General features: G+C 44.4%; 15 protein-coding genes and 1 riboswitch. Of the genes, 7 read left to right on the forward strand and 8 right to left on the reverse strand.

Going from position 1 to position 13,738, the window contains the following annotated elements; translation table 11 throughout:
* Nucleotides 1-43 precede the first annotated feature (43 nt).
* The 7 genes from OQ267_RS00175 to OQ267_RS00205 all read left to right on the forward strand — a co-directional run bounded on the left by OQ267_RS00175 (nt 44) and on the right by OQ267_RS00205 (nt 6,672).
* The gene (locus OQ267_RS00175; protein WP_265834461.1) at nt 44-1,048 is read left to right on the forward strand and encodes a DUF1852 domain-containing protein; all 1,005 of its coding nucleotides are present in this window, start codon (nt 44-46) and stop codon (nt 1,046-1,048) included.
* A 24-nt stretch (nt 1,049-1,072) separates the two neighbouring features.
* Nucleotides 1,073-2,101: a methionine synthase gene (locus OQ267_RS00180; RefSeq protein ID WP_265834463.1), complete on the forward strand. Its 1,029-nt coding sequence runs from the start codon at nt 1,073-1,075 to the stop codon at nt 2,099-2,101.
* A 34-nt stretch (nt 2,102-2,135) separates the two neighbouring features.
* On the forward strand, nt 2,136-3,161 hold the full coding sequence (locus OQ267_RS00185) for a bile acid:sodium symporter family protein (RefSeq protein WP_265834464.1): 1,026 nt from the start codon (nt 2,136-2,138) through the stop codon (nt 3,159-3,161).
* The gene (locus tag OQ267_RS00190; RefSeq protein ID WP_265834465.1) at nt 3,158-4,240 is read left to right on the forward strand and encodes an alkene reductase; all 1,083 of its coding nucleotides are present in this window, start codon (nt 3,158-3,160) and stop codon (nt 4,238-4,240) included. The genes OQ267_RS00185 and OQ267_RS00190 overlap by 4 nt, the downstream gene beginning before the upstream one ends.
* A gap of 52 nt (nt 4,241-4,292) precedes the next feature.
* A riboswitch (cobalamin riboswitch) is annotated at nt 4,293-4,482 on the forward strand.
* Between the two features lie 189 nt (nt 4,483-4,671).
* Entirely contained in the window at nt 4,672-5,319 is a 648-nt protein-coding gene (locus OQ267_RS00195; RefSeq protein ID WP_265834466.1) for an epoxyqueuosine reductase QueH, read from the forward strand.
* Nucleotides 5,306-6,268, forward strand: coding sequence for a hypothetical protein (locus OQ267_RS00200; RefSeq protein WP_265834467.1), 963 nt, complete (start codon nt 5,306-5,308; stop codon nt 6,266-6,268). Before OQ267_RS00195 ends, OQ267_RS00200 begins: the two co-directional genes overlap by 14 nt.
* Nucleotides 6,265-6,672 carry an acyl-CoA thioesterase gene (locus OQ267_RS00205; RefSeq protein ID WP_253248936.1) on the forward strand — a complete coding sequence of 136 codons (408 nt, stop codon included), beginning with the start codon at nt 6,265-6,267 and terminating at the stop codon, nt 6,670-6,672. Before OQ267_RS00200 ends, OQ267_RS00205 begins: the two co-directional genes overlap by 4 nt.
* Here OQ267_RS00205 and OQ267_RS00210 read toward each other — a convergent pair.
* The 8 genes from OQ267_RS00210 to OQ267_RS00245 all read right to left on the reverse strand — a co-directional run bounded on the left by OQ267_RS00210 (nt 6,662) and on the right by OQ267_RS00245 (nt 13,606).
* Nucleotides 6,662-7,123 (reverse strand): Lrp/AsnC family transcriptional regulator, encoded by a 462-nt coding sequence (locus tag OQ267_RS00210; RefSeq protein WP_088299571.1) that lies wholly within the window; start codon nt 7,121-7,123, stop codon nt 6,662-6,664. The two genes, OQ267_RS00205 and OQ267_RS00210, sit on opposite strands and share 11 nt — an antisense overlap.
* A 288-nt stretch (nt 7,124-7,411) precedes the next feature.
* Entirely contained in the window at nt 7,412-7,876 is a 465-nt protein-coding gene (locus OQ267_RS00215) for a MarR family winged helix-turn-helix transcriptional regulator (RefSeq protein WP_265834468.1), read from the reverse strand.
* Nucleotides 7,877-7,998: 122 nt separating this feature from the next.
* Nucleotides 7,999-8,358: a VOC family protein gene (locus OQ267_RS00220; protein WP_265834469.1), complete on the reverse strand. Its 360-nt coding sequence runs from the start codon at nt 8,356-8,358 to the stop codon at nt 7,999-8,001.
* A 196-nt stretch (nt 8,359-8,554) separates the two neighbouring features.
* Nucleotides 8,555-10,294 carry a CocE/NonD family hydrolase gene (locus tag OQ267_RS00225; protein WP_265834470.1) on the reverse strand — a complete coding sequence of 580 codons (1,740 nt, stop codon included), beginning with the start codon at nt 10,292-10,294 and terminating at the stop codon, nt 8,555-8,557.
* 22 nt (nt 10,295-10,316) lie between these two features.
* Nucleotides 10,317-11,006 carry a LytR/AlgR family response regulator transcription factor gene (locus OQ267_RS00230; RefSeq protein ID WP_265834471.1) on the reverse strand — a complete coding sequence of 230 codons (690 nt, stop codon included), beginning with the start codon at nt 11,004-11,006 and terminating at the stop codon, nt 10,317-10,319.
* The gene (locus tag OQ267_RS00235) at nt 10,978-12,069 is read right to left on the reverse strand and encodes a sensor histidine kinase (protein ID WP_265834472.1); all 1,092 of its coding nucleotides are present in this window, start codon (nt 12,067-12,069) and stop codon (nt 10,978-10,980) included. The genes OQ267_RS00230 and OQ267_RS00235 overlap by 29 nt, the downstream gene beginning before the upstream one ends.
* Before the next feature lie 562 nt (nt 12,070-12,631).
* Nucleotides 12,632-13,099, reverse strand: coding sequence for a GNAT family N-acetyltransferase (locus OQ267_RS00240; protein WP_253248937.1), 468 nt, complete (start codon nt 13,097-13,099; stop codon nt 12,632-12,634).
* A 126-nt stretch (nt 13,100-13,225) separates the two neighbouring features.
* The gene (locus OQ267_RS00245) at nt 13,226-13,606 is read right to left on the reverse strand and encodes a helix-turn-helix transcriptional regulator (RefSeq protein WP_265834473.1); all 381 of its coding nucleotides are present in this window, start codon (nt 13,604-13,606) and stop codon (nt 13,226-13,228) included.
* Nucleotides 13,607-13,738: the final 132 nt, after the last annotated feature.

The raw sequence follows: 13,738 nt of genomic DNA on the forward strand, positions 1-13,738 counted from the left end.
AAGCGATCAACCAGAACACTCAAGAATTAACGAAAAGAAATGTATGGAAAACACCCGGGATACCTTCAAGTATGATTTTGCATTCAAGCTGGAGAGCACTTGTTTAGATGAAAACTATCACCCCTCTAGTCAAACGCGTCTGACAACCAATTTTGCAAACCTGGCCAGGGGAGACAATCGTCAGCAAAACTTACGCAATGCCTTAAATATGATCAACAACCGGTTCAATGCATTGGCCCATTTGGATAATCCCAGAGCTGACCGTTACCTTGTAGCACTTGAAATCATCACCGTAACGATGCGTATTGATGATAAGAATGGCATCAACAACCTGCCGTTGATCGAAGTTTTAAAAACGAATATTTTCGACCGGAAAACTAACCAGCGTATCGAAGGTATCGCCGGAAATAATTTTTCCTCTTATGTCCGGGATTATGATTTCAGTATTTTATTGACCGAGTACAATAAAGATAAACCCAATTTCTCTATTCCTGAAAATTTTGGTGATCTGCACGGAAAACTTTATAAGTGCTTTGTGAATTCAGCCACTTATAAAGAACATTTTAAAATGTCACCGATCATTTGTCTGAGTGTATCTGGCAACAGAACTTATACACGCACTGATTATCAGCATCCCGTTCTGGGCTTTGAGTATCTGCAGGATCAGTATTCTATCACTGATGAATATTTCTCTAAAATGGGTTTAAAAGTTCGTTTTTTCATGCCTCCGAACAGTGTGGCACCGATGGCTTTTTACCATTCCGGAGATCTGCTTGCTGATTATACTGATCTTGGACTGATCAGCTCGATCAGCACGATGGAGACTTTCCAGAAGATTTATCGCCCTGAAATCTACAATGCAAATGCTGTGGCAGGGAAAATCTATCAACCTAGTCTTAAGCACGAAGATTATTCACTGACCCGCGTGGTATATGACCGCGAAGAGCGGAGCCGACTGGCTATTGAACAGGGTAAATATGCGGAAGAGCATTTCATCAAACCTTACCAGGATATTCTTGAGCAATGGACTGCTGAATTCGTTAGTTAATCAATCATAAAAAAAGGAACAACAATGAAAAAACTATTACCAACCTCAATTGTGGGAAGTTTGCCCAAACCTGCCTGGCTTGCACCACCCGAAAAACTCTGGTCACCCTGGAAATTAGAGGGCGATGAGCTGATTGAAGGGAAACAGGATGCCTTGCGTATTGCGCTGCAGGAACAGCATCTGGCAGGGGTGGATATCATCAGTGATGGAGAGCAGACACGCCAACACTTCGTAACGACTTTTATCGAGCATTTAAGTGGTGTAGATTTTGAAAACCGTAAGGTCGTAAAAATCCGTGACCGTTATGATGCCAGTGTTCCTGTTGTGGTAGGTGAGGTTGCCCGTCAAAAGGCAGTTTTTGTTAAGGATGCCAAGTTTTTGCGTACACTGACGGATAAACCGATCAAATGGGCATTACCGGGACCGATGACCATGGTAGATACCCTGTATGATGCCCATTACAAAAGCCGGGAAAAACTGGCCTGGGAATTTGCAAAACTACTCAATGAGGAAGCCAGGGAATTGCAGGATGCAGGGGTGGACATTATCCAGTTTGATGAACCGGCATTTAACGTATTCTTTGATGAGGTAAACGATTGGGGAATGGCAGCGCTGGAAAGGGCCAGTGAAGGTTTAACCTGCGAAACGGCAGTGCATGTGTGCTACGGTTATGGCATAAAAGCCAATAATGACTGGAAAAAAACACTGGGTTCAGAGTGGCGCCAATACGAAGAAATCTTCCCTAAGATCCAGAAATCAAATATCGATATCGTGTCCCTGGAATGCCATAACTCGCATGTGCCATTGGACCTGATTGAACTTGTACGTGGTAAAAAAGTAATGGTAGGCGCAATCGATGTGGCATCCAATACGATTGAAACACCAGAAGAAGTAGCGGATACGCTGCGCAGAACGCTTGCGTTTGTCGATATCGAAAACCTCTACCCCTCTACAAACTGCGGTATGGCACCCTTGTCCCGAAACGTGGCAAACGGTAAGCTGCGTGCGTTAAGCGCAGGGGCTGAAATCATACGGAAAGAATTTGGGATGTAATTTTTCTGAGCAATAGAAATATATTAAAATCAAATTGAAAAAGTTATTCGCATTATTGAACAAGGTAGGTTTCGACGGTTTCCTGCTGATGATAGCCACCATGATCCTGCTGGCCTATTTTCTGCCGCAGCCGGGCCTTGTTAAAGAACCCGTTTCGCTCGAGGAGATTGCTAACGCAGGCGTATCGCTGATTTTCCTGTTTTATGGACTGCGTTTGAGTGTAGAGAAATTAAAAGCCGGACTTTCCAACTGGAAAATGCATATTGTTGTCCAGTTGACAACCTTTTTGTTCTTCCCACTCCTCGTTTTGGCATCTCGCCCCCTGTTTATTGGCACTGATTATGAGCTGCTCTGGCTGGGTGTATTTTTTCTGGCAGCCCTGCCGTCTACGGTTTCCTCTTCGGTGGTCATGGTTTCCATTGCCAAGGGCAACATCCCGGCCGCCATTTTCAATGCGAGCATTTCAAGTCTGATCGGGGTAGTGGTCACGCCGGTCTGGATCGGGCTGTTCATCGCTTCAGCAACCGGTGGTTTCGATGTTTCTGCTATCGTGATCAAACTGGTATTTCAGGTCCTGTTACCGGTCATCATCGGCATCAGCCTCAACGCCCGTTTTGGCGCCATTGCCGAGAAGTATAAAAAACAGCTTAAATATTTCGATCAGGCGGTTATCCTCACCATCATTTATACCTCGTTCTGTAAGTCATTCTCCGAGCATCTTTTTGATGGCTTCAGTGCCCTTGAACTTGCCGGACTTGCAGCGGCGATGATTGCCCTGTTTTTTGCGGTGTTCTTTTGCGTTGGACTGCTCAGCCGCTTGTTTGGCTTTTCTGCTGAAGACCGCATCACGGTTTTGTTCTGCGGATCCAAAAAATCACTGGTTCACGGCACGGTCATGTCAAAAGTGCTTTTTCAGCACAGTACCATCACCGGCATCATATTGTTGCCGCTCATGCTTTATCATGCCCTTCAACTGATTGCCGCCAGTATCATCGCCCAGGGGATGGCTAGGCGAAAAGAGGCATCATCTCCAATACAGGGGATAAAAACAGCAACATGAAACTTTTAGAAAAAATACAACTGGGTAATGCCAGCTTAAAAAATAGAATGGCCATGGCAGCGATGACCAGGGGCCGTACTGACAGCAATGGCCTGGTGGGTGATATAACAGCAGAATACTATGCCCAGCGGGCAAGTGCAGGTCTGCTCTTTACCGAGTCCATCAGGATCAGTGAAGAGGCCACCGGCAGTCCGCTCACGCCGGGTATTTTCACCAAAGAGCAAATAGCAGCATGGAAGAAGGTAACCACTGCGGTACATGATAGCGGTGGCGTTATTGTAGCCCAGCTTTGGCACACCGGCCGTATTGGGCATTCTATAGACAGGAATGGGAAGCTCCCTATTGCACCATCACCCCTGCCCATCCGGGGGATGCGGCATTATACCTCCCAAGGCATGAAAGATTTTGAGATCCCCCGGGAAATGTCCACCATGGAGATCATGCAGACGATAAAAGACTTTGGCCAGGCCGCAAAAAATGCTATGGTGGCATGCTTTGACGGAGTCCAGCTCCACGCGGCCAACGGCTATCTGCCCAGCCAGTTCCTGGCTGAAAGTGCCAACCAGAGGACGGACAATTATGGCGGCAGTATCCCTAATAATACCCGCTTCACAGTGGAGGTGATGCAGGAATTGATCAGTGTAGCAGGAGGTGAAAAAGTGGGCATTAAAATATCCCCATTCCATCCCTATGGCGATATCGTATTGGAGGACCCCGTAGCTAGCTATACCCACCTGATCGAAGAACTGAACAAACTGGATTTTGCCTATGTGGAACTCATGCGGCGCAGCCCACATTTCCCTTCACCTGAACATTATGTCTGTGAAGACGAGATTGCGTTCTTTGGCAGGAAGATCCGCCAGAGGGTTATTGCAAATGGAGGCTATGATAGGGATTCCGCCGAATCTGAACTTGAAAAAGGTATTGCGGCACTTGTTTCCTTTGGGAACTTGTACATCGCCAACCCCGACCTGCCCGAGCGCTTTGAAAAAAATGCCGCGCTAGGCAAGCCAGACAGGGCAACCATGTTCGGGGGCGGGGAACAGGGGTATATTGATTATCCATTTTGGAACGGATAAAAATTAGGTCTATAATTCTTGATTTTTTTTTACCTTACGTCGCTGTTCTTTGCATAACATCAATCGGAAAGGTTTTGCTTAACTGCAGATTAATAGGGAATCGTGTGCAAATCACGAGCTGTCGCGCAACTGTAAGTAACAAACAAGGTTTTCATTAAGCATATCCACTGTTCTAATATGAATGGGAAGGGTGATGAGAACTGTTACAAGCCAGGAGACCTGCCTGTTCCGAATGGACGATGCTTTCGCGGTCTGAAGCTTTTGGTCTGAAAGGTGGTTGTTTCCTATGTGGTACATTTCCCTGTGTGATTCGTGTGGCCCCGCCTTTTCCTATTTTTTTCCAAGATCTTCTCTCCAGCGGCATTGCGTTAATAAGCCGGCCGGCAACTGTAAATAAAATTTTGGACCCGTTGGTCAAAAAAACGTTTGAAATGAGCTTTAAAAGAGAAAAATTGGAACTGCCGCATGGCGGAAAAAAACTGCTGCTGCATTCCTGCTGCGCACCCTGTTCGGGAGAGGTGATGGAGGCCATCATTGCATCCGAAATAGATTTCAGCATCTTCTTCCACAATCCCAACATCCACCCAAAAAAAGAGTACGAACTGCGCAAGCAAGAGAATATCCGCTTTGCGAAGAAGCACAATATCCCCTTCATCGATGCGGACTATGACGTGGACAACTGGTTTGAAAGAGCAAAGGGGATGGACATGGAACCTGAACGCGGGATACGCTGCACGATGTGCTTTGACATGCGCTTTGAGCGCACGGCCCTTTACGCCTTTGAAAACGGCTTTGATGTGATCTCAAGTTCGCTGGGCATATCGCGCTGGAAAAACATGGAGCAGATCAACGGTTCGGGCATCAGGGCGGCATTCCACTATGAAGGTATCACTTATTGGACCTATAACTGGCGCAAGGCAGGGGGATCCTCACGCATGCTGGAAATCAGCAAGGCTGAGGAATTCTATATGCAGGAATACTGCGGATGTGCGTATTCGCTCAGGGACACCAACAAATGGAGGTTGGAGAACGGAAGGGAAAAGATAAAGCTGGGTGAAAAATACTATGGTAGAGACTAGCGTCTGTGCCGTCCAAAAGGAGGATGTCCGCGAAAAACTGGCAAGCTTTGGTCAGGACAATCCGAAGCTGCCCCTTATTTCCCATTTGGAGCGGATGGATTATTTTTCATCCCTTGTGGCTGGTATTGCCAATTCCTTTGTCGGCATTTTTGAAACCGGGCGCAGTACACCCGCCTTGAAGAAGGGAAGCCCGGACATTGCCGGCTTTGATCCCCTTGCCCTCGCTTTTGCCTGCAACCTTCGCAGGGATACAGGAGAAGCTTGTTGGCTGCTATTCCTATCAAGCTATTTCGGAAGGCATCCGAAGCATCACTGGGACCTTATGGAAAAGGTCTATCTTGGCCCTGGAATGGGCGACGGATGGACATGGGAAAATGCCAGTGCGGATCCTGTTGCCTTTGCAGGTTGGCTAGTGGAAAATCAGCCTGAACTATCGCGGTATGGGAACATGGCCAGGGCACACAAATACGTTTCCTTTGGAAGCTATAAAGCGATGAAAACGGCCGGCGATATCCAGACCTATATCTCTTGGGTAATAAATGCGGGAGGCCACCGGGAACTTTTCCCTGCAAGTGCACTATCAGAAGGCGGATCACCTTCACATATTTTTGATAGGCTGTACGCCGCCATGAACATGCAGCTGCGCTGTAAAAAGGCCATTACCTTTAATTACCTCTCGCTTTTGGGCATACTTGGCGTGGCAGGGATAGAGCCGGCAAGGCCATACCTCAGCGACCATCTCCCTTCAAAGCTGGGTGCAAATTGGCTGTTCGGTGGGAACGCCGTACCAAAGCGCCGGGCAAATGAACTCGAACCGATCGTAACGGCTCTTGCCCACCACCTGGAACTACCTTTCATCATCCCTGTGCTCCGCCAGGCCTTCGCACAGATTGCCGCGGGTAGTCATGCTGAGGCTATTCAGCGGTTCAGGTGGCGACACAACAGATGACCATCAAAAAACAGATGATGAACATAGCAGAAAAAACTGAACAGTCCGAAACCCATGTGTTCAAAGTGGTGTTTCCCGAGACCACCAACCACCACAACACGATGTTCGGCGGAAGGATTTTGATGATGATGACCGAAACCGCTTTCATCACAGCAACACGTTTCAGCAGGCGAAACTTTGTACTAGTGAGCAGCGGAAAGATCGATTTTGAAAAGCCCATTCCGGCCGGCACGCTCGTAGAGCTGGTAGGCAGGGTTACCCGTGTGGGCCATACCAGCCTGGAGGTGACCGTTTCGGTATACCTGGAAAAGATGGGAGAAGAATACCGTGAAAAGGTGGTGAGCGGGGCCTTTACGCTGGTGGCCATCGGAAGCGACGGCCGCCCCGTGCCGGTTATATACTGATGTTGTGCGTGTTCTTGATCTCGGCCATGACGAAGGTACTGTGCGTACTTCCGATACTATCTACTGAACCGAGCTTGTTGAAAACGAAATCCTGGTAATGCTTCATGTCCCTGGCATAGACCTTCAGAATGAAATCGTAGTCGCCGGAAATGTTGTAGCATTCCACCACCTCATCGATTTTCAGGATGTCGCTCACAAAATTGTGGCCGATCTTTTTGTCATGCTGCTTGAGCCGGATGTTGCAGAAAACGATAAACCCGTGGTCGAACTTCTCTGCGTCAAGGATAGCGATGTATTTTTTGATGTACCCACTGTTCTCCAGCCTTCTTACTCGCTCGAATACGGGCGAGGCGGAAAGGTTGACCAGTTTGGCCAGTTCCTTGGTCGTATGTTTTGAGTTGGCTGCCAGCAGTTTCAGCAGGGCGAGGTCGATTTCATCGAGGTTGTTCATGGGTTAATTTTTCTTTGGCCATCCAAAGATATAGGTTAAAATCAGAAAAATATATCGAAAATATGGATATTTTCAGATGCATCAACTGATAATAAACTGATGAAAAGTCATATCAACTTTACCAGCTAACATAAAGCGATCTCGTTTATTTGATGAATACAATCATATTATTTCATCAGAATAACCTGATCCGTAATTTATGCTTCCGCTGCATGCGTTTTAAAAGATATTTTATACAAACTGGAAAAATATCCCGATTGAATTGAACCACTTGCCCTACAGAACATTTCATATTTCTTTATTATTCTGCTCAATAAGGTTTGCCACATTTGAATTAAAGGTTTTTAGGTTTGCTCCGAGGCCGACAAAAAATTCCAGATCGGCAGTTTCTACACTGATAATGGCTTTTTGCAGGATCGTCTCCCCGGTAGCCGTAAGTCTTATTGTTTTAGCCCTGGTATCCGTAGGGTGCCCGTGTCGGGTAATAAATTTTTTATCTTCCAGGGTTCTCAATACTTTAGATACCATCATCCTGTCAGCATTACTCTGGTTGGCAATATCAATTTGCGTGACTGTACTGCTTTCTCCCGAAAGCCAGGCTAATGCACAGAGTAAGGCAAACTGCGTGTGCGTCAGATCTAGAGGATCTAACACACGCTTTAACCTCCTTTGCCACAACATGGTCAGCTGACCAAGAAGGTAACCCGGACTGTCTTCAGGCTTTTTAAAATGAAATTCAATTTTTTTGCTCATCGTCTGTTTGTTGCATCTGTGAAGAAATCAGGTCAAAATCATTCCGTTTTATCTCGAACTTACTATTTGGCTTTAAAAATTATTCAGTTGGGTTTTGCCTGAAAATTGCTAAAAACCTGTTTTTATTTAGCGTTCAGGAAAGTAAGTTTATAACCATCAAGATCCTTAACATGGAAAGCCCTGCCAAAGGGTGTTTCTATAATCGGTCCGGCTGTTGTAATGCCATTGGCTGTAAATTCCTCTTTCAGTGCGTCTACATGTTTATCAACGGCAAACCACAGCGCAACGCCGGTGCCTAACTCTTTTCCTTCAAGAGGTTCAAGCGGGGTGCGGATAGCAAAACTGGCCTCTCCCTGATTGTATTTGAAAACGCAGGCCTGCGGGTTCGTTTCACCAATTTCAAAGCCTAGTTTTTTTTCATAGAAGTCTTTTGATGCCTCTAAATTTTTTACCTGTAGTGATGCAAATGTCAGTAGTCTCATGATCCATATATTTAATTGTTGTCACAAATATAGTAATCACGACAACAATATACAAATATTCTATAAATTATCTGATATTTACCTTAATCGGTATGCCGATCAGAAACTTAATACCATGTAAGAAATATTGAATTAGCGGAATACTTTTGCTTTTTTACAAATGGTAATGTCATCTTCGGTAAATTCACAAAAGATTTTATTTTTCCTTAGAGATGCCGAGTTTTATATAGCTATCCGTTGACCATTTTATCTTAAGGGGTTCTCCCGCATCATGAATGTTTTCCTGGCTTACGACCTTACCGCTTCCATAGTTAATTTCCGCAAACGGGTTTTTATTGATGTTAAGCGCGACAACCAAACGACTGCCCTTAGCCAGCTTTTTGCTAAAAACCCTTGAACGGCTAAAAGGTATCTGTTCGAGCTTGCCCGGAACGAGCAGTTTACGTTTACTCCTATCCTGCGCATAGCTTGCCCGGCCGAGGTAGTAAGAAAGCTGAAAGTAATCTCCCGATGATGTGAGTTCATATAAAATCAATCCCACATCCATGTCTTTTTTATTGATGATGGCCTGGAGTTGCCCCTCAAAGTTTCCGCTGACCGTTACCGCCTGCTCAAAGGGCTTGCTAAAGAAAAACAATCCGTTGCTGCGGTCGAGCTCCTTTTTTATAATGGGATCAGGGTAATAGTCATTGTAATATTGCGTCCTGTCAGCTAAATCAACTACCTGCTTATTGTAATTTACCTTTTTAGGCTTTATCCCGGACAGTAAGAAATCTTTTCCAACAGGATTGGTCAGGTAAAACTTCACCTCCCTGCTTTCCATATGCGCAAGTGAGGATGCGTGCCTCCACCGGTTTGTACCCATGGTCTGATAATTTACCCGGTCCTGGATCAGCTCCGGCCTTGGTCCGCCTTTTAAGATGTAATCGAACCACTTAAAGGTAATCTCCCTGGTATTGATCAGTGACACCGGATCGACCTTGTAGCCCCGCAGGATAGGCGTTCCTCCTTTCTGCGCACCGAAATGGTCGTAAGGACCAATGATTAAATAATGCTGTGCATGGGGATTGTAGCGGTAATGTTCCTTAAAGTATTCCATTGCGGATACTTGTCCATCGTCATAATAACCCGTAATGCTCAGCACAGGGATGTTAATTTTAGAAAAGTCATTTTTATAGGGAACCATCGCCTGCCAATAGCCATCATAATCGGGGTGGCTTAGCCATTTCTGCAAAAATGGGTTTGGCTGTCCATCTATGCTATCCATGCGGTTATAGGCCGCTCCGCTAAGCCACCATTTCTCTCTCATATTTCGCCAACGCTGGCGGTCTTCATTTACCGCGTCATCGGTAAACCGGTTTCCGGTAACATAAAAAGCCCACTGGTAATTTGCCGTCTGAAAGATATTATTTTCCATTGGCAACCCAAGTCCGGGTATGGCGGCCACATAGGGGACAATGGTTTTCAGTGCCGGGTGCAAATGCTTGGTTGCTGCCCACTGCGCAAAACCCGAATAACTTCCACCATACATCCCGACCCTTCCATCGCTCCAGGGCTGTTGGATGATCCAGTCAATTACGGTGTTTACATCCTCCACTTCATGCTCATAAGGTTCTATTTTATCCTGACTAAGCCGTTTACCACGGGTATCGGCAACAATACCAACATAGCCGCGATCGGCCGCATCCATCGCCTCAGAAAGGCTCCGTTTTATATTGGTATAAATGAAAAATAATAAAGCGGCCGGAAGCTTTGCCGGATTGCTTTTCTTTCTGACCACGACAGCGGAAAGCGTAACGCCTTGTTTTGACGTAATCAGCACATCTTTATCGATGAGGTAAGCACTGGTGTCTACCTGAGCCACAGTATTTTGGGCATTCGCTCGCAAGCCGTAAAAAAAGCACAGCAAGCCTATACCAATAATTTTTAGTTTCATTTTTTTAATCTGTTATATGAATTTATTTTAAAAGCAGTTGCCTGAGTTTCGGGGCTTGCCTGGTGGAAACAAATACCAGCTCACCTGAAAGGAGCTTTACAAATAGTCCACTTTCGTTGTTATCGATTTTATCTATATAGTTTCTGTTGATAATCTGGGAGCGGCTTGTCCTGAAGAATACATCGCCGGGCAATTTTTGCTCGAGTTGGTTGAGTGAGGTTTTATGCAGTACAACCTGTTTATTGAAAAAGATCCTGGCATAATTATCCATTGATTCTATGAGGTGGATGTCCACGAGTTTGATCAGGTGGTATCGCCCGGAATCTTTGACGAAGAGCCTTTCCTCAACTCCAGGTCCACGTACTTTGAGCAGGTCAATTGCCTTTCTCAGCCGCTCCTCCCGTATTGGTTTCATCAAATAATCCACAGCGCTCACTTCAAAAGCCTTTAGCGCATAGGTATCGTATGCCGTGACGAAGATTACGGAGGGAACGCTCGCTAAAGATTCCAGTAAATCAAAACCCGTGCGTTCCGGCATCTGTACGTCGAGAAAAATTAACTGAGGATCTAACCTGCGGATCAACTCCTCCGCTTGATCCGCGTTGGCCGCCTGTCCGACAAGCTCAATGTGATCAAATGCGCTAAGCATCGCACTGAGCTCATCTCTGGCAGGTTTTTCATCATCAACAATTAAAGTTCTGATCTTGTTCATATAAGGGTAACTTCAGCTTTGCCTGCGCATATGCGCCAGGATTTATGTTTATTTCAAATGATGCTTTTTCATGATAAGCCGCTTTCAGCCGCTCCCGCAGGTTTTTCAGGCCTAGTCCGGAGGTACTCTCTTTTTGTTGCAGCGGAACCGGGTTTTCTACCTTTATTTCCAGGAAGTTTCCCAGGTTGCGAATTAAAATGGAAATTTTCCCACCCTGGTTCAGTTGCGAAATACCATGTTTCACCGCATTTTCAACCAAAGTCTGAAGACTAAGGCGCGGAATGAGGCGGGTCAGGGCAACCGGACTTACTTCGATTTCAAAACTTAACCTTTCCTGCATCCTCAGGGTTTCAAGTTCCAGATAATCCCTTACCAGGTCCAGTTCCCGATCCAGCCGACAAAAGCCTCCCGAATGTTCATAGAGGCTACTGCTCAGCAGTTCACTCAGCAAGTCTACCGCCCGGCGGGCAAGCTTTGGAGAAGTGTTGATCAGTGATTTAATGGTGTTGAGGGAATTGAAGAGAAAATGTGGGTTGAGCTGCGCGGTAAGCTGGCTAAATTCGGCCTGTTTTGTGGCGAGTTTCAAAAGGGTATTTTCGCGGGCAATGCGGATTTCACGTTTAGCATAATAATACAGGTGGAAGGAGAGCATCCAGATGGCCATCAGGCGAATACCTGCCATAAAAATTCCGATTCCTGTCGGGCCTGTCAAAGTCTTTAGATCGGGAAAGGTGCCTATCGAAAATACAATCCTGATGCCGTACACTTTGATGGTTGTTACCAGCGCATATACAATCGCCATAACCAGGATTGCGGGAATAATCCGCTTAAATAAATCCGTCAGATTTAAATCCTGCCAGTAGTTTTTCAGCGCAAAAATCCGGTACAGATGGGTGATGAAAATATAAAGCACCACATCGCTAAAAAACTGAACCAGGCCGATGCTGATTTTAAATTGTCCTCCGATAAGCCCTAAAATGCTCCAGTATAAAGATGCAAGTGACCAGCCGATGAGCTGACACTTCCAATACAGGGATAAGGTTGTTTTTCTTCTGAATTTCATCTGTGCGCTAAAGGACCTTCTGCAAATGAACGCAAAGAGAATCTTTTAAAAAAGAAAAAATACAGGAACGTCGTGATTTTGGGGATTAGCGCCCAGTGTACTATAACCTGTGGTGATGTTAATGCAGGGAATAGGTTCGAATCGTCTAATTCACGTATATGTAGGTGTACCAATAATATGTTTAGGAAAATATTATGCATCTTTTTACAGGATGGAAATAGTAACGGAACCCTGTCGAAGTGGCTACCTTACGTTGCCTTGTTCACGAAGGGTTCTTTAATTGTGGTTATTCTGAGACAACAATTAACAGTGGTTGTTCTGTAATGCAAATTATCAAAAACTAAAATTTCGATTTGAATAATGAAATGAGTTTATGATAATCACCTAAAAAAATATTCCAGAGTTAATGTGGATAGGTTTGATTTTTACATCGTACTGGTATTTGATCCAGTTTAATTATTGAGAAACGAATAATGATAGATACATCAAGAAATAAATACTACTCATTACAGCTTCTATTATTTTGTACGATACTAAAAAACATTGATGTCATTGGCAATTATTATACTTCTAACTGATAAATTCTGGATTCTTCCTCCCATGGGTGATATCCTTGTCCAATATACTTAAATCCGTATTTCTCGTAATAACCGATGTGATCTGTGCATAAATTGAGGTGCTTAAATCCAGCAGCTTTAGTGTCTGCTTTCGCTTTATCAATCAATAATGCTCCATAAGCATTCCCTCTATGTTTTTCTTCTATAAATATCGCGCAAATCCAAGGATATAAATCCATTCTGCTAATAAAGTCGTTTGTTATTAATCCCGCGCAGCCAATTATTTCTCCACCTTTTTCTAATAAGTACCATTGAGGTAAAAACTGGTTTGCGCTTAAACAATTTGATATACAATTTTCATAAATAATAGGCGAAATATCCGGCCAACTTTCTTGTAAATATTTTATTGCGATCTCTTTATATTCTGGGTTATGTCTAACTGATAGTATTCTCATTTCCAATTGGCTATTCATTATCTATTTCTAAAAAAATTAAGAGATGTTGTTTAGTAAAGGACAAATTTTATATGTGCTACGAGCAAAATTAGAAAATTCTTCCATATTCCCTTTTTACTTAAAACGGTGGAATAACGATAATGATTACAACATCAAGTCTAGCTTTACCAGGATCGCCTTATGTGGTTTGTTTTCCTCCAGTTCCCAGCTACAAACTGTAGCTCCATCAACGCCGAGGATTTTTCCTAGTTGTTTTTGGCTAAGCCCATTAATATATCTATGTGCTTTTAACTTCCCTGAAAGAGTCGTCAAATCAACATTGAATGGCAAGTATCCTAAAAAATTACTAATACGGGGATAATATTGAATTTGAGGCGTATTCCTGTTTTTTTCCCAATTTGTAATACAATCTTCACTAACTCCACAAATTTTTGCCACATCCTTCTGAAGTAGATCTAATTCCATTCTTTTCTTTCTTATATGATCACCTATCGATACGGGACTTTCAGGATAGGAAATAGGCATTGGTTTTCCGGTTTGGCGTTCAAAACGCAAACAAGGCAACGCAGGAATGTCAAAGTGGCTACGTTAGATCATGAAGTTATAATATTGAAAAGTTGAGATAATTAAGAAATCAATTTATAGATAATCAGATAT

It is taken from the genome of Pedobacter sp. MR22-3 (assembly GCF_026240075.1).
In the GTDB taxonomy this organism is placed as follows: domain Bacteria; phylum Bacteroidota; class Bacteroidia; order Sphingobacteriales; family Sphingobacteriaceae; genus Pedobacter.